19 protein-coding genes are annotated in these 20864 nt (G+C 65.2%); 11 read left to right on the plus strand and 8 right to left on the minus strand.

Going from position 1 to position 20864, the window contains the following annotated elements:
* Positions 1–44 precede the first annotated feature (44 nt).
* The 10 genes from ATC00_RS28220 (at position 45) to mnhG (ending at position 12742) form a co-directional block, all read left to right on the plus strand.
* Positions 45–998 (plus strand): nucleoside hydrolase, encoded by a 954-nt coding sequence (locus tag ATC00_RS28220; RefSeq protein WP_064255265.1) that lies wholly within the window; start codon positions 45–47, stop codon positions 996–998.
* A gap of 79 nt (positions 999–1077) precedes the next feature.
* Positions 1078–2088 carry a ligase-associated DNA damage response exonuclease gene (locus ATC00_RS28225; protein WP_037389487.1) on the plus strand — a complete coding sequence of 337 codons (1011 nt, stop codon included), beginning with the start codon at positions 1078–1080 and terminating at the stop codon, positions 2086–2088.
* A gap of 3 nt (positions 2089–2091) precedes the next feature.
* Positions 2092–3705 carry a cisplatin damage response ATP-dependent DNA ligase gene (locus ATC00_RS28230; RefSeq protein ID WP_037389488.1) on the plus strand — a complete coding sequence of 538 codons (1614 nt, stop codon included), beginning with the start codon at positions 2092–2094 and terminating at the stop codon, positions 3703–3705.
* A 113-nt stretch (positions 3706–3818) separates the two neighbouring features.
* Complete coding sequence (locus ATC00_RS28235) at positions 3819–6485, plus strand: bifunctional diguanylate cyclase/phosphodiesterase (RefSeq protein ID WP_064255267.1); 2667 nt, start codon at positions 3819–3821, stop codon at positions 6483–6485.
* 248 nt (positions 6486–6733) lie between these two features.
* A complete protein-coding gene (locus ATC00_RS28240) occupies positions 6734–9646 on the plus strand; it encodes a monovalent cation/H+ antiporter subunit A (protein WP_064255250.1) in 2913 nt (970 codons plus the stop codon).
* Positions 9646–9996 carry a Na+/H+ antiporter subunit C gene (locus ATC00_RS28245; protein WP_037389492.1) on the plus strand — a complete coding sequence of 117 codons (351 nt, stop codon included), beginning with the start codon at positions 9646–9648 and terminating at the stop codon, positions 9994–9996. Before ATC00_RS28240 ends, ATC00_RS28245 begins: the two co-directional genes overlap by 1 nt.
* Positions 9962–11608, plus strand: a complete 1647-nt coding sequence (locus ATC00_RS28250; RefSeq protein ID WP_064255251.1) for a monovalent cation/H+ antiporter subunit D — start codon at positions 9962–9964, stop codon at positions 11606–11608. The genes ATC00_RS28245 and ATC00_RS28250 overlap by 35 nt, the downstream gene beginning before the upstream one ends.
* 2 nt (positions 11609–11610) lie before the next feature.
* Entirely contained in the window at positions 11611–12096 is a 486-nt protein-coding gene (locus tag ATC00_RS28255) for a Na+/H+ antiporter subunit E (RefSeq protein WP_037389497.1), read from the plus strand.
* On the plus strand, positions 12093–12374 hold the full coding sequence (locus ATC00_RS28260) for a K+/H+ antiporter subunit F (RefSeq protein WP_037389501.1): 282 nt from the start codon (positions 12093–12095) through the stop codon (positions 12372–12374). Before ATC00_RS28255 ends, ATC00_RS28260 begins: the two co-directional genes overlap by 4 nt.
* A complete protein-coding gene (mnhG, locus tag ATC00_RS28265; protein ID WP_037389503.1) occupies positions 12371–12742 on the plus strand; it encodes a monovalent cation/H(+) antiporter subunit G in 372 nt (123 codons plus the stop codon). The genes ATC00_RS28260 and mnhG overlap by 4 nt, the downstream gene beginning before the upstream one ends.
* A gap of 7 nt (positions 12743–12749) precedes the next feature.
* Here the strand turns inward: mnhG and cobM are convergent, their stop codons facing one another.
* Both cobM and ATC00_RS28275 read right to left on the minus strand, forming a co-directional pair.
* Positions 12750–13508, minus strand: a complete 759-nt coding sequence (cobM, locus tag ATC00_RS28270) for a precorrin-4 C(11)-methyltransferase (protein ID WP_064255252.1) — start codon at positions 13506–13508, stop codon at positions 12750–12752.
* A gap of 19 nt (positions 13509–13527) precedes the next feature.
* Positions 13528–14760 (minus strand): bifunctional cobalt-precorrin-7 (C(5))-methyltransferase/cobalt-precorrin-6B (C(15))-methyltransferase, encoded by a 1233-nt coding sequence (locus ATC00_RS28275; RefSeq protein ID WP_037389508.1) that lies wholly within the window; start codon positions 14758–14760, stop codon positions 13528–13530.
* On the opposite strand from ATC00_RS28275, the gene ATC00_RS28280 reads away from it, so the two are divergent.
* A complete protein-coding gene (locus tag ATC00_RS28280) occupies positions 14738–15538 on the plus strand; it encodes a cobalt-precorrin-6A reductase (RefSeq protein ID WP_037389606.1) in 801 nt (266 codons plus the stop codon). The two genes, ATC00_RS28275 and ATC00_RS28280, sit on opposite strands and share 23 nt — an antisense overlap.
* Here ATC00_RS28280 and ATC00_RS28285 read toward each other — a convergent pair.
* The 6 genes from ATC00_RS28285 to ung all read right to left on the minus strand — a co-directional run bounded on the left by ATC00_RS28285 (position 15502) and on the right by ung (position 20829).
* Positions 15502–16266, minus strand: a complete 765-nt coding sequence (locus ATC00_RS28285) for a precorrin-3B C(17)-methyltransferase (RefSeq protein ID WP_037389511.1) — start codon at positions 16264–16266, stop codon at positions 15502–15504. The two genes, ATC00_RS28280 and ATC00_RS28285, sit on opposite strands and share 37 nt — an antisense overlap.
* A complete protein-coding gene (locus tag ATC00_RS28290; protein WP_037389512.1) occupies positions 16263–17012 on the minus strand; it encodes a precorrin-2 C(20)-methyltransferase in 750 nt (249 codons plus the stop codon). The genes ATC00_RS28285 and ATC00_RS28290 overlap by 4 nt, the downstream gene beginning before the upstream one ends.
* A complete protein-coding gene (locus ATC00_RS28295; protein ID WP_037389515.1) occupies positions 17009–17641 on the minus strand; it encodes a precorrin-8X methylmutase in 633 nt (210 codons plus the stop codon). The genes ATC00_RS28290 and ATC00_RS28295 overlap by 4 nt, the downstream gene beginning before the upstream one ends.
* A 2-nt stretch (positions 17642–17643) precedes the next feature.
* Complete coding sequence (gene cobG, locus ATC00_RS28300; RefSeq protein ID WP_037389517.1) at positions 17644–19011, minus strand: precorrin-3B synthase; 1368 nt, start codon at positions 19009–19011, stop codon at positions 17644–17646.
* 132 nt (positions 19012–19143) lie between these two features.
* On the minus strand, positions 19144–19914 hold the full coding sequence (gene cobF / locus ATC00_RS28305; RefSeq protein ID WP_037389520.1) for a precorrin-6A synthase (deacetylating): 771 nt from the start codon (positions 19912–19914) through the stop codon (positions 19144–19146).
* A gap of 189 nt (positions 19915–20103) precedes the next feature.
* Complete coding sequence (ung, locus tag ATC00_RS28310) at positions 20104–20829, minus strand: uracil-DNA glycosylase (protein ID WP_037389522.1); 726 nt, start codon at positions 20827–20829, stop codon at positions 20104–20106.
* Positions 20830–20864: the final 35 nt, after the last annotated feature.

The raw sequence follows: 20864 nt of genomic DNA on the forward strand, positions 1-20864 counted from the left end.
AGGTTCAGGCAAAAGGGGCCGATGTCCCCGAGAAGGAAGACGATATGCACAAGGTTATTTTCGATACGGATCCCGGCGTCGACGACGCCATGGCGCTTCTCTTCCTGCACCGTCACCCGGAGATCGACCTCATCGGCATTACCTCGGTGTTCGGCAACGCCTCCATCGAAACGACGACGCGCAACGCCCTGTTCCTGAAGCAGGCCTGGGGCATTGCCGCGCCGGTCGCCAAGGGCCTCGGCGAGATGTTCAATCCCGACCGGCCGCATATCGACTGGCCGACCGGCATTCACGGCCACGATGGCCTCGGCAATATCGACGTGCCGGATGTGATCGACCTGCCGCTCGATCATCGGCCCGCGCATCGCTTCATCATCGACACCGTGCGCGCCAATCCAGGGGAAGTGACGCTCGTCGCGGTCGGCCGCATGACCAATCTGGCGCGCGCATTGCGCGAAGACCCGGATATTGCCAGCCTCGTGAAAGCCGTGGTGATCATGGGCGGCGCCTTCGACGTTCCCGGCAACATCACCCCGGCCGCCGAGGCCAATATTCATGGAGACCCGGAGGCAGCCGACGCGGTGATGACCGCCCCATGGCCGGTGACGGTGATCGGCCTCGACGTGACGTCGCAGACGGTGATGACGCGCGCCGTGCTCGCGGACATCGCCGAACGTGGCGGCAAGGCGGCAAAACTCCTCGCCGACATTTCGCAGTTCTACATCGTCTTCTACGAGCAGCATGTCGATGACGGCATGGTCGTGCACGACAGCTGTGCCTGCGCCTATGTCGTCGCCCCGGAACTGTTCCGCACCCGCAGCGGGCCAATCCGCGTGCTCTGCGGCGGCATAGCCGACGGCCAGACGATCCAGAAGCCGGACGGGCGGCTTTTCCCGCCGAATGCCTGGGACAATCTGCCGAGCCAAAAGGCCTGCATCGGCATTGATGCCGAGGCGGTGCTGAAGCTGATCGGCGATACGCTGGCGAACGGTCGATAAGTCCCCCGGTCTTTCTCAGCCGACGAAAAACTTGCGCGGATAGCTGGCAGACAGTCGCCCGCCAGCTATCTTTGTCTGCATGAAGCCGGAATCATTGCTCTATCCCGCTCCGAAGGGGCTCTATTGCGAGAAGGGAAACTTCTACATCGACCCGGTTCAGCCGGTCGAAAGGGCGCTGATCACCCATGGCCATTCCGATCATGCCCGCGCCGGACATGGCCGCGTGCTTGCGACACGCGAAACGCTCGACATCATGCGCATTCGCTACGGCGACAGCTTTTGCGGTGAAAGCGACGTCGCCCAGCTCGGCGAAACGATCGCGATCGACGGCGTCCGGGTCTGCTTTCATCCGGCCGGCCATGTGCTCGGCTCCGCGCAAATTTCGGTCGAGGCGGGTGGAAGAAGGATCGTGGTTTCGGGTGACTACAAGCGGCGGCCCGACCCGACCTGCCGCGCTTTCGAACCGGTCCGCTGCGATGTCTTTATTACCGAGGCGACCTTCGGCCTTCCGGTCTTCCACCATCCGGACGACAGGGCGGAGACCGCCCGTCTCCTTGCCTCGCTGAAGCAATTTCCCGAGCGTGCCCATGTCGTCGGCGCTTACGCGCTCGGCAAGGCGCAGCGCGTCATCGCGCTGCTGCGTCAGCAAGGCTACGACGAGCCCATCCATATCCACGGCGCGCTTGCCAAACTCTGCGAATATTACCAGACCGAGGGCATCGATCTTGGCGATATCCGGCCAGCCACCCTTGCCGGCGACAGAAGGCCGGATTTCGCCGGTGGCATCGTCATCGGCCCGCCTTCGGCCTTTGCCGACCGCTGGGCGCGGCGCTTCGCCGAACCTGTCGCGGTCTTTGCGTCCGGATGGATGCTCATTCGCCAACGCGCCAAGCAGCGTGGCGTCGAATTGCCGCTCGTCATCTCCGACCATTGCGACTGGGCCGAACTGACCGGTACCATACGCGAAATTGCCCCGGCCGAAGTTTGGGTGACGCATGGCCGCGAGGAGGCCTTGGTGCGCTGGTGCGAATTGCAGGGCATTCCGGCGCGCCCGCTGCATCTCGTCGGCTACGACGACGAAGGGGAATGACGGATGAAAGCCTTCGCCGAACTTCTCGGCCGCCTCGTTCTGACCCCCCAGCGGAACGCCAAGATACGGCTGCTCGCCGACTATTTCCGCAGCGCCCCCGATCCGAGCCGCGGCTATGCACTGGCGGCGATCGCCGGGACGCTTTCGCTCAACACGGTCAAACCGGCCTTGATCCGCGACCTCTTGCTCGAGCGCATGGACGACGTGCTGTTCCACTATTCCTACGACTATGTCGGCGATCTCGCCGAGACGGTGTCGCTGGCCTGGGAACCGCCGGCGGACGTCGTTCCTGAGGACATTCCGCTCGGTGAGGTCGTCGAACGGCTTCAGAGGGCGGGGCGTTCCGAGGTGCGCTCGCTAGTCCGCGACATGCTCGACCGGCTCGATACCGCCGGCCGTTTCGCCTTTCTGAAACTCGTCACCGGGGGTTTACGGATCGGCGTCTCGGCGCGGCTCGCTAAGCAGGCCCTCGCTGACTTGGGCGGCAAGGACATCGGCGAGATCGAGACCTTGTGGCACGGGCTGTCGCCGCCTTACGTGCCGCTCTTTCTGTGGCTTTCCGGCGAAGCGGAGATGCCCCTTCTCAGCACGCCGGCCGTCTTCCATTCCGTGATGCTCGCGACCCCGATCGGCGAGGGCGATCTGGATGGATTGGACCCTGCCGACTTCGCCGCCGAATGGAAATGGGACGGGATCCGCGTCCAGCTTGCCAATATCGGCGGCGTGCGGCGGCTCTATTCCCGCAGCGGCGACGAGATATCTGGCGCTTTCCCGGAAATCATCGAGGCGGCCGACATTGCCGGAGTGATCGACGGCGAGTTGCTGGTCGGCGGAACGATGCGCACCAATCGCGCCACCGCCACATTCGGCGACCTGCAACAGCGCCTGAATAGAAAGACCGTCAACCGCAAGCTGCTCGAGGACTATCCCGCCTTTATTCGCGGTTACGACATCCTCTTTTCGGGCGAACGCGACATGCGGCCCGAACCTTTCCAAGTCCGCCGCCAAGCCCTGGCGGCCTTGATCGAAACCGCTTCGCCACAGCACTTCGACCTGTCGCCGCTTGTTCCCTTCTCGACCTGGGAGGAACTGGACCGGCTGCGCTCGGACCCACCGGATCCGGTCATCGAGGGGATCATGCTGAAGCGGCTCGACTCGCCCTATCTGTCCGGGCGGATGAAGGGCCCGTGGTTCAAATGGAAGCGCGCGCCGTTCAACATCGACGCGGTGCTGATGTACGCCCAGCGCGGCCACGGCAAGCGCTCGAGCTACTATTCGGATTTCACCTTCGGCGTCTGGACGGAGGCGGAAGGCGGCGCGGCGCTGGTTCCCGTCGGCAAGGCCTATTTCGGCTTCACAGATGCCGAGTTGGAGGTGCTCGACCGGTATGTGCGCGACAACACGGTCGAGCGGTTCGGCCCGGTGCGCGCGGTTCGCGCCGAACCGGAGGCCGGCTTTGTCGTGGAAGTGGCGTTCGAGGGCCTGAACCGCTCGACCCGCCACAAATCGGGCGTCGCCATGCGCTTCCCGCGCATCGCCCGGCTGAGACCGGACAAGCTGCCGCGGGAGGCCGACAGGCTGGAGACACTGCAGGCGATGATCGGGATGAAAGGTTAGAATCCCGGTTTCCCGCCTTCGCCTATTTCAGCGGTTCCGAATGAAGAATTGTTAAGGAGAGTTTGGAATATTCGGGCTGTCTGTCTCGCCGTCCGCATTTGCAGGGTCGCCTCGTGCCAAAACTACACGGTCAATATTTTGGGAAATACCGGCTCTCGCGGATTCTGACGCTCAATTACGTTCCGGCGCTGATCGCGACCGTCGTCGTGCTGATTGCCGGAATTCTCGCCGACAATCAGAACCGGGTCGTTTTCGAGGCACGTCTGCGCTCCGAGGTGGCGGACGAGCTCAATCCGATACGCTCGCGCCTGGAGAGCAGCGTCAACGGCAATATCCAGCTCGTCCGCGGGCTGATCGGCACGATCGCAACCGAGCCCGACATGCACCAGCAGCGCTTCAGCCAACTTGCACGGAGCATCTTCAGCGAGCGCTCGCAACTGCGCAACCTCGCCGCAGCGCCCAATCTCATCGTCTCGATGGTCTACCCGCTGGCGGGCAATGAGAAGGCGATCGGCCTGAACTACCGCAACAACGACAAGCAACGCGAGTCCGTCATGCATGTGGTCGCCAGCGGGAAGATGGTGCTTGCCGGCCCGGTCGATCTCGTCCAGGGCGGGCGCGGATTGATCGGCCGCTTTCCGGTAACGGCCAATGCCGGCGGCAGCAAGCGCTTCTGGGGCCTGATGTCGGCGGTCATCGACATCGACCAGCTCTACCGCGACAGTGGCCTTGTCTCATCGGCTCTCGCTATCGACATCGCCATTGCCGGCCGTGACGGTCAGGGGCGCGATGGCGCGATTTTCTTCGGCGATCCGGCGATCTTCGGAAAGGCGCCGGTGGAGGTGGACGTGACGCTGCCGGGCGGCTCCTGGCGTATGGCGGCGATACCGAAGGGCGGATGGCCGGCGACGCCGGACAATGCCTTGCAGGTTCGCCTGCTGATCATGCTCGGCGGCGTGATGATCGTCGTTCCGATGATCGTCACGGGGTATCTGACGAAGGAACGCCAGCAAAATATCCGCGCCCTGCGGCAAAGCAAGGATCAGCTGCTCGAGCTTTCGCATCGCCTGAAGATTGCGCTCGACACGTCCAAGATCGGCATCTGGGAACTCGATATCGACAGCGGCAAGCTGCTGTGGGACAACCGCATGAAGGAGCTTTACGGCGTCGGCCCCTCCGTCCGCGAAACCTTCGACGACTGGAAAGAGGCGTTGCATCCCGACGATCTTCCCCGCGCGAAGGCGGAATACGCCGAGACGGTCGCAAGCGGCGGCGCCTATAATTCCGAGTTCCGCATTCGTCTGCCCGGCGGCGACATCCGCTACATCCGCGCCAGCGGCTCGGTCCACATCGGTGCCGGCGGCAGCCGCAAGATCGTCGGCGTCAACTGGGACGTGACGGCCGACGTCGAAACGCGGGCGAGACTTTCGGAGGCAAAGCGCCTCGCCGAGGCACACAGCGCCGAACTGGAGACGGCGCGGCACCGGATGGAATTCAACGCGCTGCACGACCCGCTGACCGGGCTCCCGAACCGTCGCTTCCTCGACCAGATCCTTGGTGACCGCACGCCGCAGCTCGCCGCCGAGGGCAGGGTCAGCATCTTCCATATCGACCTCGACCGCTTCAAGCAGATCAACGACACGATGGGCCACGCGGCGGGCGACGAGATACTCCGGCACGCCGCCGGACTGCTGCGCTCGAGCGCACGGGAGAACGACTTCGTCGCGCGGATTGGCGGCGACGAGTTTGTCATCATTCGTGCCGGCGGCAACGCCGCGGAAGATGCGGCGCTGGCCTCGAGCATCATCGAGGCGATGAGCACGCCGGTCCGCTACATGGACCAGGAGTGCCGCATCGGCGTCAGCATCGGCATTGCCGCCCAAACCGCCGCGACCGACGAGCTATCCCAGATCCTCGTCAATGCCGATATTGCGCTTTACGAGGCCAAGAGGCGCGGCCGCAACCGGCACGAAACCTTTACCGGCGCTTTGAAGACCGCCGTGTTCCAGACGAAACGGACGGCCGACGAGATCCTTCGCGGTCTCGAGCAGAACGAATTCGTCGCCCATTTCCAACCGCAATTTTGTCCGGTGACGCTGGAGGTCATCGGCGTCGAAGCGCTGGCCCGCTGGGATCACCCGACCAAGGGGCTGATCGGCCCGCATGCCTTCCTGAAGACAGCCGAGGACATCAACGTCGTCGCAGCCATCGACCAGACGATCCTCGAACAGGCGCTCTTCCAGATCTGCCGCTGGGAGGCAAACGGCATCCGCATACCCAAGGTGTCGGTCAATCTTTCCTATTCGCGTCTGCGCGACGAGGGGCTGATCGAGCGGCTGGAGCAGATGCGGATACCCGAGGGCCGGCTTTCCTTCGAACTGCTCGAGTCGATCTCCTTCGACGAGAACGACACGACGCTGCTGTCGAACATCAGACGCATCAAGGAACTCGGCATCGACATCGAGATCGATGATTTCGGCACCGGCTACGCTTCCATTCTCAGCCTGTTGAAGCTGACGCCGCGCCGCCTGAAGATCGACCGGCAGCTGGTGCTGCCCATTCTCGCGTCACCCCAGCAGCGCCGGCTGGTCGAATCGATCATCGATATCGGCACCTCGCTCGGCATAGAAGTGATCGCCGAGGGCGTCGAGACGCGCGAACACGCCGCGATTCTCAAGCAGCTCGGCTGCCACGGGCTGCAGGGCTATGCCTTCGCCCGGCCGATGAGCGCCAACGATCTCGCGACCTTCGTCTTCGAGCGGAAGTGGCGCGCCGCCTGAGGGCTCCCTCGGAAACGCGGCGCTCTGGCGCCGGGGCATTTGTCTCGCCGGGCGGCCGTGTTTTTCTCTGCCGGAAGGCTTGGCAGTAGAGCGCAAAAAAGTCATAAAAACATATGCCTCTGCCGCTTCGCGGATCATCCGGGCATGCCTGGTGACCGTTGCTTCGGCGGCCGTCCCATCGGAACCAGTCGTTCCAATCTCCGAAACACGCCGACCGAGAGGGCTGAACGATCGAATACGCGGAAAAATTGCTGTCAGTCTTCATTCTTGCCCCGTTCGGGGGAAGCCTCATCGCAATCTTCTTTCCGTCCGATCAACGCGGCGCCACGGCCTGGTTCGCGGGTGCGATCGCCCTCATCTGCTTCCTGGTGACCGCCGGCCTCTACCCCTTCGTCGCCACCGGCGGCGTGCTTCGCTTCGAGCTCGACTGGATCCCCGAACTCGGGCTGAACTTCAAATTGCGCATGGACGGCTTTGCCTGGCTGTTTTCGGCGCTGATCACCGCCATCGGCTTTCTGGTCGTCCTCTACGCCCGCTACTACATGGCCGAGGAAGACCCGGTGCCGCGCTTCTTCGCGCTCTTTCTCGCCTTCATGGGATCGATGCTTGGTGTCGTGCTTTCCGGCAACCTCATCCTGCTCGCCGTCTTCTGGGAACTGACGAGCATCGTTTCCTTCCTGCTGATCGGCTACTGGCATCACAATGCCCATGCCCGCGATGGCGCACGTATCGCCCTGACAATGACGGGCATTGGCGGCCTTGCGCTGCTGGTCGGCCTGCTGCTGATCGGACGCGCCGTTGGCAGCTACGATCTCGACGCCGTGCTCGCCTCGGGCGAGGCGATCCGCAACGATCCGCTCTACAATGCGATCCTGGTTCTCATCCTGCTCGGCGCCCTGACGAAGAGCGCGCAGTTTCCCTTTCATTTCTGGCTGCCGCATGCCATGGCGGCACCGACACCGGTTTCGGCCTATCTGCACTCGGCGACGATGGTGAAGGCGGGCGTTTTCCTGCTGGCGCGGCTATGGCCGGTGATGGCCGGCACGGAAGCCTGGTTCTGGATCGTCGGCCTTGCAGGGCTGACGACGCTGCTGCTCGGCGCCTATTTCGCGATCTTCCAACAGGACCTGAAGGGGCTGCTCGCCTATTCGACGATCAGCCATCTGGGGCTAATCACCGTTCTCCTGAGCCTCGGCAGCCCGCTGGCTGCCGTCGCCGCGGTCTTCCATATCGTCAACCACGCGACCTTCAAGGCCTCGCTGTTCATGGCCGCCGGCATCATCGTCCATGAAACCGGCACGCGCGACATGCGCCGGCTGAGCGGCCTTTTCCATTACATGCCGATCACCGCGACGCTCGCCATGGTGGCGAGTGCCGCCATGGCCGGCGTGCCGCTGCTCAACGGCTTCCTGTCGAAGGAAATGTTCTTCGCCGAGGCTATCGAGACGCATCTCGTCAATGCGCTCGATTCGGCGACGCCCTATGTCGCGACGATTGCCAGCATGTTTGCGGTCACCTATTCGCTGCGCTTCATTCACAGCGTCTTCTTCGGGCCGCTGCCGTCCGACCTGCCGAAGAAGCCGCACGAACCGCCGCGCTGGATGCGCGCCCCCGTCGATTTCCTGGTGCTCGCCTGTCTGGTCGTCGGCATCATTCCGGCGCAAACGATCGGGCCCTTCCTGGATGCCGCTGTCGTCTCGATCCTGCGCGAGGATACGCCGAGCTACAGCCTGGCCGTCTGGCACGGCCTGAACATCCCGCTGATCATGAGCTTCGTGGCGCTCTCAGGCGGCGTCGGTCTCTATTTCCTGATGCGCTCCTATCTTGCGACGGGCACAGAGGGTCCGCCGGTCTTCCGCCTGCTCCAGGGGCAGCGCATCTTCGAGCGCGTTCTGGTGACGCTGTCGTGGAAATGGGCCCGCTCGCTCGAGCAGCGCCTCGGCACCCGCCATCTGCAGCCACAGATGCGGCTCCTGGTGTCCCTGGCGCTCGCCGCCGGGGCCCTGCCGCTTGCTCTTGGCGGCTTTCGGCTGCCGCCGCTCATCGTCCGCGGCATCGATCCGGCTTTCGCCCTGCTTTGGGGTGTCGGCATCGCCTGCGCTGTCGGCTCGGCAATCCTGGCGAAATTCCACCGTTTGGCATCGCTCGTGCTGCTCGGCGGAGCTGGGCTCGTCACCTGCATCACCTTCGTCTGGCTGTCTGCTCCCGACCTTGCCGTCACCCAACTCCTCGTCGAGATCGTCACCACGGTGCTCATCCTGCTCGGTCTGCGCTGGCTGCCGAAGCGCATCGAGGAGCCCGCGACGGCGGATATTCCGATGAAGGTCCGCTTCCGGCGCCTGCGCGACTTCCTGCTCGCGACCATGGCGGGCGGCGGCGTGGCGCTCGTCGCCTACACGGTGATGACCCGGCCCCTGGTGCCGGAGACCATCGCCGGCTACTTCCTCGGACAGGCCTATCACGAGGGCGGCGGCACAAATGTCGTCAACGTCATTCTTGTGGATTTCCGCGGCTTCGACACGCTCGGCGAGATTGCCGTCCTCTGCATCGTCGCGCTCACGGTCTTTGCGCTGCTGCTGCGCTTCCGCCCGCACCTGGACAGCTTGGAAACGCCCGAACAGCAAAGAGTGCAAAACGCCTATGACGACGATCACCCGGAGCGGGCCGAGGGCGACAGCGTCGCCGAATATCTTCACATCCCTTCGGTGATCATGCGCTGGATGTTTCCCGTCACCGGCATGCTCGCCGCCTATCTGTTCCTGCGCGGCCACGACCTGCCGGGCGGCGGCTTTGCAGCAGGAATAGCCATGTCGATCGGCTTCATCCTGCAATATATGTCGGGCGGCACCCGCTGGGTGGAGGAGCGGTTGCGCATTCACCCGCTTCGCTGGATGAGCATCGGTCTCCTCGTCGCCCTGGCGACGGGCGTCGGATCCTGGCTCTTCGGCTACCCGTTCCTCACATCGCGCGCCGAATATGCCAGCCTGCCGGTCATCGGCAAGGTTCCGCTCGCAAGCGCCATCCTCTTCGACCTCGGCGTCTTCTCCCTGGTGCTCGGCGCCACGGTGCTGATGCTCATCGCGCTGGCGCACCAGTCGGTCCGCCGCGCTGCCCGCGTCCACGCGCGGGCGGCGCGACCCGAAAGGGAGGCGGCACAGTAATGGAGCTCATTCTTTCCGCCGGCATCGGCGCACTGGCCGCATCGGGCGTCTATCTTCTCCTGAGACCGCGAACCTATCAGGTGATCATCGGGCTTGCGCTGCTCTCCTATGCGGTCAACCTCTTCATCTTCAGCATGGGGAGGCTCCGGGTGAACGCCCCGCCGGTGCTCGAACCCGGCGGCGCGGGCGACCTCTTGCGCTATACCGATCCCGTGCCGCAGGCCCTCGTACTGACTGCGATCGTCATCGGCTTCGCGATGACCGCGCTTTTCCTCGTCGTGCTGCTCGCGTCACGCGGCTTCACCGGCACCGACCATGTCGACGGAAGGGAGCCGCCGCGTGGTGACTGATTGGCTGCACCATCTCCTGATCTTGCCGATCCTGCTGCCGCTCGCCGTCGCGGCGGTGTTGATCCCGATCGACGAGCGCGAGCGCACCCTGAAGGGAGCGATCGGCTTCGCATCGACGCTCGTCGTCTTCATCGTCACGATGATCCTGATGCGGCTTGCGGCGGCAGGCGAAGGCAGCCTGCCGGGCGGCGGCGTCTACCAGCTCGGCAATTGGCCGGCGCCGTTCGGCATCGTCCTCGTCCTCGACCGGTTGTCGGCGCTGATGCTCTGCCTTGCGAGCGGCCTGGCGCTTGCCGCGCAAGCCTATTCGATGGCCCGCTGGCACACGGCCGGTCACCATTTCCACTCGCTGTTTCAACTGCTCGTCGCCGGTCTAAACGGCGCCTTCCTGACGGGCGACCTGTTCAACCTCTTCGTGTTCTTCGAGATGATGCTTGCGGCTTCCTACGGACTGCTGCTGCACGGCTCTGGCCCGCTTCGCGTCAAGGCCGGGCTGCACTACGTCGCCATCAATCTCGCCGCCTCGTCGCTGTTCCTGATCGGTGTCAGCCTGATCTACGGCGCCACCGGCACCCTCAACATGGCGGATCTCGCCACGAAGCTCGCCACGCTCGCGCCGGAAAGCCGGCGGCTGGTCGAAACCGGCGCCGCGGTGCTCGGCGTCGCCTTTCTCGTCAAGGCGGGCATGTGGCCGCTGAGCTTCTGGCTGCCGGCGGCCTATGCGGCAGCGACCCCGCCGGTCGCCGCTGTCTTCGCCATACTCACGAAGGTCGGCATCTACGTCATCCTCCGCCTGCACATGCTCGTCTTCCGGACAGCGGCCGGCGCATCGGCCGGCTTCGGCCAGGACTGGCTTCTGACCGGCGGCATGCTGACGATCGCTTTCGGCACCATCGGCGTGCTTGCTTCGCAGGCCATGGGCCGGCTGGCGGCGTATTCCGTCCTCGTCTCTTCTGGAACGCTGCTCGCGGCGATCGGCCTCGGACGACCGGAAATGCTCGCCGGCGCCCTTCTCTATCTGGTCAGCTCGACGCTGACGATTGCCGCCTTCTTCCTGCTCATCGAACTCGTCGAACGCGGCCGTGATGCCGGCGCCGACGTTCTGGCGGTGACGATGGAAGCCTATGGCGACTTCGACGAGAACGAGGAAGAGGAGGAAGTGGGCGTCGCCATTCCTGGCACGATGGCCATTCTCGGTCTCTGCTTCTGCCTCTGCGCCATTCTGCTGTCGGGCCTGCCGCCCCTTTCGGGCTTCATCGCCAAATTCGCACTGCTGCGCGGGCTCTTCAACGGGCCCGAGGCGAACCAGGCGATCCCGATTTCCGCTGGCGACTGGACATATGTGGCGCTTCTCATCCTTTCGGGCCTCGCCGCCATGATCGCCCTGAACCGTGTCGGCATCCGCACCTTCTGGGCGTCGATCGAGGGAACCATACCGCGCGTCGTCGTCATCGAGATCACGCCGGTTGCCATTCTCCTCGCCGCCTGCGTCTTCCTGAGCTTCCAGGCCGGCCCCGCGATGCGATACATGCAGGCGACCGCCGACGATCTGCTCGCCCCCCTTGTCCATAGCGAGCGGGTCCTCTCCGCGCCCAGGGCGGGAGGTCAATAGCGATGCGTGCCTGGCTCCCCTATCCGCTGTTCTCGATCGCCCTCTTCCTCATGTGGTTGTTGCTCAACCAATCGGTTGCACCGGGCTCGATTGTCGTCGGCGTCTTCCTGAGCGCGCTGCTCGGCTGGGTCCTGGTGAAGCTGCAGCCGACCCGATCGCGGCTGCACCGTCTAGGACTTATGGGAAGCCTCGCGCTTGCGGTCGCCGCCGACATCGTTCGCTCGAATGTTGCCGTTGCGGGGATCATCCTGCGAGCCCGGGGCAGGCCGGCGAACACCGGGTTCATGAGCGTCGACGTCGATCTGGAAAACGAGAACGCGCTGGCGCTGCTCGCCTGCATCCTGACGGCGACCCCCGGCACCGCTTGGCTAGAATACGACCGGCGCCGGAAGAGCCTGCTCATACATGTGCTCGATATCGACAACGAGGATCTGTGGCGGCGAACGGTCAAGCGCTACGCAGCAGGACTGAAGGAGATACTTCAATGATCGCGCTTGCAATCGTCTGGTCGATCCTGCTCGCCCAGGTCATGCTCGCTTTGGCGATGGCCTTCGCACTCTATCGGATGATCAAGGGACCACGCGCCCAGGATCGCATCCTCGGGCTCGACACCCTCTATATGAACGCGATGCTGATGCTGCTTGCCTTCGGCGTTCGCACCGCCAACTCGATCTATTTCGAGACAGCGCTGATCATCGCTCTGATTGGCTTCGTCTCTTCCATCGCTTTCGCGAAATTCCTCATGCGCGGCGAGGTGATCGAATGAGCCATCTGACCGACTTGCCGCCCTGGGCGGCGATCGCCGTTTGCGGCTTGCTGCTCTTCGGAGCCGCGATGACGCTCATCGGCTCGCTCGGCCTGTTGCGCCTGCCGAGCTTCTACGACCGTCTGCACGCCCCGACAATCGCGACCAGCGGCGGCACGATTCTTATCTGCCTCGCCTCGATGCTCTGCTTCGCGGTGCTGCAGAGCCGCTGGATTTTCCACGAACTGCTGATCATCTTCTTCATCACGGTGACGACGCCGGTGACGCTGATGCTGCTCGGCCAGGCGACTCTTTACCGCGACCGTGTCGAGAACCGCCAGGACGTGCCGCGCAAGCCGAAGCCCGCCGCGGAACTGGACTCCGAATGATGCCGCTCTATTCGCGGCCGCGGAAGCGGCGCTGATAGGCCGGATCGTAGAGCGAGCTCTCCCGGAAGTCCGATGCTTCCAGCCCCGGTCCCACGAAGATCAGCGCGGTACGCTCGATCGGATCGGCCGCGACCCTGTCGGCGATGTCCCCGAGCGTGCCGCGCAGGACGCGTTCATCCGGCCAGGAGGCCTTGACGACGATCGCCACCGGGCATTCGGCGCCGTAGAGCGGCGTCAGTTCCTCGACGACGCGGTCGAGCGCATGGATGGCGAGGTGGATCGCCAGCGTCGAGCCGGTGGCGCCGAAGGCGGCGAGCGTCTCGCTGTTCGGCATCGGTGATGCACGGCCGGAAACGCGCGTCAGCACCAGGCTTTGCGACACCGCCGGAATGGTCAATTCGCGGCCGAGCGTCGCCGCGGCGGCGGCGAAGGCCGGCACGCCCGGCGTCATCGTATAGGCGATGCCGTGTTTCTCCAGCCGCCTTATCTGCTCGGCCACCGCACTCCAGACGGAGAGGTCGCCGGAATGCAGCCGCGCGACATCCTCGCCGGCTTCGGCCGCGCGCACATATTCCGCCTCGATCTCGTCGAGCGACATCGGCGCCGTGTCGATGATGCGGGCGCCGGGCGGGCAATATTGGAGGAGCTCCGGCGAGACGAGCGAGCCGGCATAGAGGCAGACTGGGCAGCGGCCGATCAGGTCCCTGCCCCTGACCGTGATGAGGTCTGCTGCGCCCGGTCCCGCGCCGATAAAGTGAACGGTCATTGTCTACCTCTTGTTCTGCTCAGCTCTTGACCCAGGACCATTGCGTCACCGGCATGGCCGGACGCCAGCCCGTCATCGTGCCGACCGGCGCAGCGCGGGCGATATCGATGCGGATCAGCGAGCCGCCGAGCCGGGCGTGATGGGCAAGCAGCACCGCTTCCATTTCCGTCGTCACGGCGTTGGCGACCAGCCGGCCGCCGGAGGAAAGCGCGGCGATCGCCGCCTCCATGACGCCGGCATCGCTGCCGCCGCCGCCGATGAAGATCACGTCCGGACGGGTGAGCCCGCGAAGCGCTTCCGGCGCCTGCCCCTCGACCACCGTCAGGCCGGGCACGCCGAAGCGGCCGGCGTTGCGGCCGATCCGCGCCGCCCGCTCGGGCGATGCTTCGATGGCGATCGCCCGCATCGCCGGATCCGCCAGCATCCATTCAATGGCGATCGAGCCGGAGCCGGCACCGATGTCCCAGAGAAGCTCGCCCTTGCGCGGCGCCAGCGCCGAGAGCGTCAGCGCCCTGACCTCGCGCTTGGTGATCTGACCGTCATGCTCGAAAAGCGCATCGTCGAGCCCGCCGGCAAGCGGCAGGACGCGTGCCCCGCCACCCGCGACGATCTCGACCGCGCAGACGTTCAGGGCGGCGATGTTTTCCAGCGCGAAGCTCGCGGCAATATTCCGGGAGATGCGCTCGCGTTCGCCGCCAAGCGCTTCGAGAACGGTAAGCCGTGACTGACCGAAGCCGCTTTCGCTGAGCAGTTCGGCAAGCGCCCTGGGACCGTTCCCATCCGACGTCAGCGCCAGCACGCGGGCGCCCGGCTGCAGCTGCGGCCGGATGAGGTCGAGCGGGCGGCCGTGCAGCGAGATGGTTGCCACGTCCTGGAGCGGCCATCCGAGCCGCGAGGCTGCAAGGCTGAAGGCCGAAGGCGCGGGGATCGTCCGGATTTCGCTGGCATCGATACGGCGCGCCAGTGTGGCGCCCACGCCGTAGAGGAAGGGATCGCCGGAGGCGAGCACCACGACGGGACTGCCGCGCCTCGAAGCGATCGCCTCGACCGATTTCTCAAAGGGGCTTTGCCAGGCTTCGCTCTCGCCCTGGATCAGGCACGCCGCAAGCTCGATATGACGGACGCCGCCGAAGACGACGGGGGCTGCTGCAATCAGCCGCTTGGCCTCGTCGCCGAGACCGGCTACACCATCTTCCCCGACCCCGATTACGGTCAACCAGGGAGCGACAATGGCCGAGCCGCTATTCGACATGTCAGCCACGGGCAGACCTCGCATCCTGATCCTCGGCGGCACGACCGAGGCGCGGCAACTTGGCGAAAGGCTTGCGGCCGATCCGCGCTACGACGCGGCGATCTCGCTGGCCGGGCGCACCGCCGATCCGCGGCCACAGCCATTGCCGACGCGCGTCGGCGGCTTCGGCGGCGCCGAGGGACTGGCCGTTTTCCTGCGTGAAGAGAATATCTGCCTGCTCGTCGATGCTACCCATCCCTTTGCCGCGCGGATTTCCCACAATGCAGCGACTGCCGCGGCGGCAACCGGAAAGCCGCTCTTCGCGCTGCGCCGGCCCGCCTGGGAGGCCCAACCGGGCGACCGCTGGACGCGCGTCGCCAGTGTCGCCGAGGCGGTGTCCGCCCTTGGCGCCGCGCCGCGCCGGGTCTTCCTGGCGATCGGCCGGCAGGAGGCGTTCCACTTCGAGAAGGCTCCGCAGCACAGCTATCTCGTTCGCAGCGTCGACCCCGTGACGCCGCCGCTCAATCTTCCCGATGCCACCGCGATCCTCGCGCACGGCCCGTTCGCGGAAGCCGACGAGCTCGACCTGCTCCGTCAACAGGAGATCGATGTCATCGTCGCCAAGAACAGCGGCGGCACCGCCACCTACGGCAAAATCGCCGCGGCCCGGAAGCTCGGGCTCGAGGTGGTGATGGTCGAGCGCCACAAGCCCGCCGATGCGCCGACGGTCTCCACCTGCGATGAGGCGCTCGAACGCATTCATCAATTCCTATCCCCGGTGAAGGACCGCGGCGTGTAGACGAGATCCGGTTTGCCGCTACGGGCAACGATCCGCGTCTCCGGCGAGCCGATGATCACGCAGGTCGCCATGTCGGCGCGATCGGCATCGGCTTCGCCGAGCGGCATGACCGCGATGTGCTCGTCCGGCCGGCCGGCCGCCCGACCGAAGATCACCGGCACGCGGGGCGGCAGGACCTCGCGCAGGATATCGAAGGCCTTGCCGAGTTGCCAGGGACGTGCCTTGCTGATCGGGTTGTAGAGGGCGATGACCAGTCCCGCTTCCGCCGCGAGCCGCAGCCGCTTGGTGATGACCTCCCAGGGCTTCAGATTGTCCGACAGCGACATGGCGCAGAAATCGTGTCCGAGCGGCGCCCCGATGCGCGCCGCCACGGCAAGCATGGCGGTGACGCCGGGGGTGATCGTGAGATCGACCTGCCGCCACGCCTCTGGCCCATTGTCGATCGCCTCGCAGACGGCGGCCGCCATCGCGAAGATGCCCGGATCGCCGCCGGAGACTACGCAGACATCAACACCGGCGCTGGCGCGCATCAGGGCGGCGCTCGCCCGGTCCAGCTCTTCGCGGTTGTCGGAGGCGATCCGGCGCTGGTCGGCTCTCAGATGCAGCCGGTCGAGATAAGGAGCATAGCCGAAGAATTCGGTCGCGACCGCAATCGCATCCTGCGCCTCCGGCGTCATCTGCCCCGGATTGCCAGGCCCCGTTCCGACGATGAAGAGCTTTCCGGTCATGATCTCTCCCCTGCACCGGGCCGATCCTTCCAGCCGGGAACGAGCACCAACGAGAAATATGGGGCGGCATCGTCCGGCTTCTCGCCGAGCGGAACCATCGCCGCGTTCTTCATCGTGCCGCGCTCGACATAGACGGCGGCGTCGAGCCTGCCCGCGGCCGCAAGGGCGCGGCGGATCTTTGGCAGGTTGCGGCCGACTTTCATGATCACGGCGGCTTCGGTGTCGGCGAGGCGGCGCTGAAGCTCTGCCTCGCCCATCGTGCCGGGAAGAACCGAAAGCACCTCGTCCCCCTGCACCAGCGGCAGGCCGGCAACCGACCAGCAGCCGGACATCGCCGTGATGCCGGGAATGACTTCGGCCGGGAACCGGCCGGCGAGCCGCACATGCAGGTGCATGTAGGAGCCGTAGAAGAGCGGATCACCCTCGCTCAGCACGGCGACGGTCCGCCCGGCCTCGAGATGTGCGGCGACCCTTTCCGCGGAGGCGTTGTAGAAGGCGGTGATCTGGCGCTTATAGGCCTCGTCGTCCTTGTCGATCTCGGTCGTCACCGGATAATAGAGCGGCAGTTCCACGAGGTCCGCCTTGAGAAGACCTTCGACGACGGCGCGGCCGTTGCCATTGCGCCCGGCCTTGGCGAAATAGGCGACGACATCCGCCTCGCCGAGCGCCCGCACCGCCTTGACGGTCAGAAGCTCCGGATCGCCGGGGCCGGTCCCGACGCCGATCAGCCTGCCCAACCCGCTCACAGCCCCGGCCTCGCCAGCGAATTCAGCGCCGCCGCCGTCATCGCACTGCCGCCGAGGCGGCCGCGAACGATCGCGAAGGGAACGCCATAGGAATTCTCGGCAAGCGCGTCCTTCGATTCCGCCGCGCCGACGAAGCCGACCGGCATGCCGAGGATCGCCGCCGGCTTCGGCGCGCCGTCGCGCAGCATTTCCAGGAGATAGAAGAGCGCCGTCGGCGCATTGCCGATGGCAACGACCGAGCCCGCCATCCGCTCGCCCCAGAGCTTGAGCGCCGCCGCCGAGCGCGTATTGCCGATTTCGGCGGCGATCTCCGCCGTCCGCGGATCGCGAAGCGAGCAGATCACCTCGTTGCCGGCCGGCAGCCGCGCCCGGGTGACGCCGTGGGCGACCATCTCCGCATCGCAGAAGATCGGCGCACCGTTCTTCAGTGCCGTGCGTGCGGACGAGACGAAATCGGGAGAGAACACGAACTGGCGCGCTGCCTCGACGGAACCGCAGGCATGCACCATGCGAACCGCTAGGTCGGCCTCCTCGTCCGAGAAGCCGGAAAGATCGGCTTCCGCCCGGATGATCGCGAAGGAACGCTCATAGATGGCGTTGCCATCGCGGATATAATCGTAGTCAGGCATTTCTATCCCTGTTCAAACGCTGCGGCGATGCGCGCGGCCCCGAGCCGTGTAAGACAGGAGCGCGCCGATTCGCCAGCGTCTTTGTTTTTTCTGACCAGCGCATTGAGCCCGGCCAGCACGGCTTTTATTCCGTCTTCATCCGTGTAGGCGCTCGGCGCGACGGAAGCAGCCCCATTTACGACAAGCGCGTATCCTGATGGCGCACCGACAAGCGTCAGCGCGGAAGCCGTGGGCCTGGCGCACCCTTTGGGACAGCCCGAGAGATGGACTGCGAGCGAGCCGTCGAGAAGGTCGGCACCGACGTCGAGCAATAGCCCGGCCACCGCCTTGGTGTCCATCAGCGCCGAGGCGCAAGCAAGTCCGGCGCAGGTGGCGATGTGATTGCGCGGATCATCGGCGGCGACCAGGAAACCATGGGAAAGCGCGAGCCGTTGCGCGACGGCGGCAGCCTCGCGCGACAAGCCGAGGACGAGGAGGCCATGGCGTGGTGCGAGCCGTATTTCCGTTGCGCCCAGTTCCTCGGCGTGGTGCAGAAAGGCAATGAGGCTGGCGCTATGCGTCTGTGCAAAAGCGAGAGCCATACCGAGCACGATGCGACCGTCGCCGAAATCGTGAATGCCCGCCGGCAAAAATGGCAAGGCGCCGCGCTCTATCGTCGGGAAGGCGCCGATATCAGCGGACAAGCGCTTCCGGATGCGGTCCGCATCGAGGTCCCGACCGCGTGCGGCCGCGCCCAGGGAATCCAGGCCAGCGAGAATTTCCATCACCGCGGGGACAACCCGTTCCGTCTCCAGAAGGGCAACGGTCCGTTCCGAACGCGCCGTGCCGCCGAGAGACAACAGCCAGCGAAAACCATCGTCGCTGTTCTGCGCTTCAACACGCAGGTCAGCCGAACTATCACGCAGATGAAAGCGGCCACACCCATCGATAACGATCGACAATTTCGGCGCGAGTGCAAGCGCCGGCCGCCGGCCGGCAATCGCCGCTCGCAGCGCCGCTGCCAATGGTCGAGGATCGGCGATCTCGTTTGGATCGAATCCGGCAAGCGGTGGCGTTTCGATCACGATCCCAGTCGCAACGGCAATTCCCGCTTCACCAATCGCGGCGGCAAGGGCCGGAACGCTTGCTGCGGTCAGCCCGCGGACCTGCAGGTTTCCCCGGGCAGTTACTTCGATGATGCCGCTGCCACAGGCCGCCGCCGCGTCGGCCAGCGCCCGTAGCTCGGCAGGTGTGAGACCATCCGTCGCCGGACGCAGCCGCACGAGCAGACCATCTCCGGTCTGCATCGGCGTTGCGAGCGACGGACAGGCGCCGCGGCGCATCGATGTGCCGGGTTTAATTTGTGACCTGGGCGCAGCGCAGCTCGTCATCCTGTTCCAATATCCTCGGGGCGCATTGCGGGCACACACTCCGCGTCTGTGATAAAGCCTATATCACAGCCGCCTTCCTTGAGAGAGATCAAAGCCCCGGCATGCGTCCACCCTTACGACCGTCCGTGGCGGCTACTCGTCGAAGTCGGCACCCTTGCGCAGCAGATAGATATCCATAATCCAGCCCATGCGCTCGCGCGCTTCGGCTCGCGTCTTTAGGATTTCTTGCCTTACGTCGGCGAGGCGCCCGGAAATGACGATCTCGTCCGGCGTACCGAGATAGGCGCCCCAGTAAATCTCCGCATCCGGATCGTCGATCTTCTGAAACGCCTGTTCGCCATCGAGCATGACGACGGCCGTCTCGCTTCTGTGCGGAAAGCTCTCGGCAAGCCGGCGACCGGTAGTGATCTCCACGGGCTTGCCGACGAGGTTGAGCGGAATGCGATGGCTGGCGCAAAGCGCCTGAAGGCTGGTGATGCCCGGAACCACGTCAAAGTCGAAGGCAACGCTGCCCCGCGCACGAACCCTTTCGACAATGCGGATCGTGCTGTCATAGAGCATCGGATCGCCCCAGACGAGAAAGGCGCCGGTCTGCCCGTCCGCGAGTTCGCTCTCGAGCAGCGCCTCATAAGTGCCGGCGATGCTGGCATGCCAATCATCGACGCTTTGCACGTAGCTGCGCTCCTCGGTCCGGCGGACCGGCACGGCGAATTCGACGGTCCGGCTGTCGCTGCGCGTCACGTAGCGAGCGCAGATGTCGCGGCGCACTTCGGCAAGCTCCGTCTTCTTCGCTCCCTTGGTCGGGATGAAGAGCACGTCGGCCCGGTTCAGCGCATTGATCGCCTGGACCGTGATGTGTTCGGGGTTGCCCGCCCCGATCCCGATGACCAGGATATGCCGCATGCCGTTTCTCCCGCTATGCGCAGTGCATGTCGCCCAAAAGTGTGCAGCGGTTTTGGGGCACCGACATGCACAAAACAAATTCCTAAAGCGCGTCGCATCTTTGAGTGCGCCGCGCTTTAGACACCAGCCTTTGACGGATCGGCACCGGCGACGCAAGGTCCATGCACGACAGGAGAGGCCACGACGGCGTCAGCAGGGTGCCGCGGCCTGCCGATCGACGGCGAGAGGAGGATCCTCCGGCAGCCGCCAATCGATCGGATCGAGCCCCTTCGACTCCAGGAAGGCATTGGCCTTGGAGAAATGCCTGCAGCCGAGGAAGCCCGCATGCGCCGAGAGCGGCGACGGATGCGGCGCGGTCAGCACTAGGTGGCGGGAGCGATCGACGAAGGCCGCTTTCTTCTGCGCGTAGGAGCCCCAGAGCAGGAAGACGACCGGCTGGGCCTGCTCGTTGACGGCGCGGATGACCGCATCGGTAAAGCGTTCCCAACCCTTGCCCTGATGCGAAGCCGCCCGGCCCCGCTCGACCGTCAGCACGCTGTTCAACAGCAGCACCCCCTGGCGGGCCCAGCTTTCGAGGAAGCCGTGCCGGGCCGGTGGAATGCCGAGGTCGTCGCGAAGTTCCTTGTAGATATTGACGAGCGACGGCGGCGTGCGCACGCCCGGCCGGACGCTGAAGCAGAGTCCATGCGCCTGGCCGTCGCCGTGATAGGGGTCCTGGCCGAGGATGACGACCCGGACCCTGTCGAGCGGCGTCAGGTCGAGCGCCCGAAAATATTCGCTGCCTCTCGGAAAGACCTGCCGGCCGTGCTGCTTTTCATCCGTGAGAAAGCGCTTGAGATCGGCCATGTAGCCGTGGAGGAATTCGTGCGCCAGCGCCGTCTTCCAGCTCTCTTCCAGCCTGATCGTCGCATCCATGGATTCGCCTCGCGTGGTTCCGCCTCGCAAATTTA

The sequence above is a fragment of the Sinorhizobium americanum genome (assembly GCF_001651855.1).
GTDB classification, from domain to species: Bacteria; Pseudomonadota; Alphaproteobacteria; order Rhizobiales; family Rhizobiaceae; genus Sinorhizobium; species Sinorhizobium americanum.

Bases quoted from the DNA above. Each gene is read 5' to 3' on its own strand.
- cobM (WP_064255252.1), bottom strand. From the start codon at position 13,508: ATGACCGTTCACTTTATCGGCGCGGGACCGGGCGCAGCAGACCTCATC.
- ATC00_RS28275 (WP_037389508.1), bottom strand. From the start codon at position 14,760: ATGTCGAATAGCGGCTCGGCCATTGTCGCTCCCTGGTTGACCGTAATC.
- ung (WP_037389522.1), bottom strand. From the start codon at position 20,829: ATGGATGCGACGATCAGGCTGGAAGAGAGCTGGAAGACGGCGCTGGCG.
- mnhG (WP_037389503.1), top strand. From the start codon at position 12,371: ATGAGCCATCTGACCGACTTGCCGCCCTGGGCGGCGATCGCCGTTTGC.
- ATC00_RS28250 (WP_064255251.1), top strand. From the start codon at position 9,962: ATGTCGACGGAAGGGAGCCGCCGCGTGGTGACTGATTGGCTGCACCAT.
- ATC00_RS28260 (WP_037389501.1), top strand. From the start codon at position 12,093: ATGATCGCGCTTGCAATCGTCTGGTCGATCCTGCTCGCCCAGGTCATG.
- ATC00_RS28255 (WP_037389497.1), top strand. From the start codon at position 11,611: ATGCGTGCCTGGCTCCCCTATCCGCTGTTCTCGATCGCCCTCTTCCTC.
- ATC00_RS28230 (WP_037389488.1), top strand. From the start codon at position 2,092: ATGAAAGCCTTCGCCGAACTTCTCGGCCGCCTCGTTCTGACCCCCCAG.
- ATC00_RS28280 (WP_037389606.1), top strand. From the start codon at position 14,738: ATGGCCGAGCCGCTATTCGACATGTCAGCCACGGGCAGACCTCGCATC.
- ATC00_RS28295 (WP_037389515.1), bottom strand. From the start codon at position 17,641: ATGCCTGACTACGATTATATCCGCGATGGCAACGCCATCTATGAGCGT.
- ATC00_RS28285 (WP_037389511.1), bottom strand. From the start codon at position 16,266: ATGACCGGAAAGCTCTTCATCGTCGGAACGGGGCCTGGCAATCCGGGG.
- ATC00_RS28245 (WP_037389492.1), top strand. From the start codon at position 9,646: ATGGAGCTCATTCTTTCCGCCGGCATCGGCGCACTGGCCGCATCGGGC.
- ATC00_RS28225 (WP_037389487.1), top strand. From the start codon at position 1,078: ATGAAGCCGGAATCATTGCTCTATCCCGCTCCGAAGGGGCTCTATTGC.
- cobG (WP_037389517.1), bottom strand. From the start codon at position 19,011: ATGACGAGCTGCGCTGCGCCCAGGTCACAAATTAAACCCGGCACATCG.
- cobF (WP_037389520.1), bottom strand. From the start codon at position 19,914: ATGCGGCATATCCTGGTCATCGGGATCGGGGCGGGCAACCCCGAACAC.
- ATC00_RS28220 (WP_064255265.1), top strand. From the start codon at position 45: ATGCACAAGGTTATTTTCGATACGGATCCCGGCGTCGACGACGCCATG.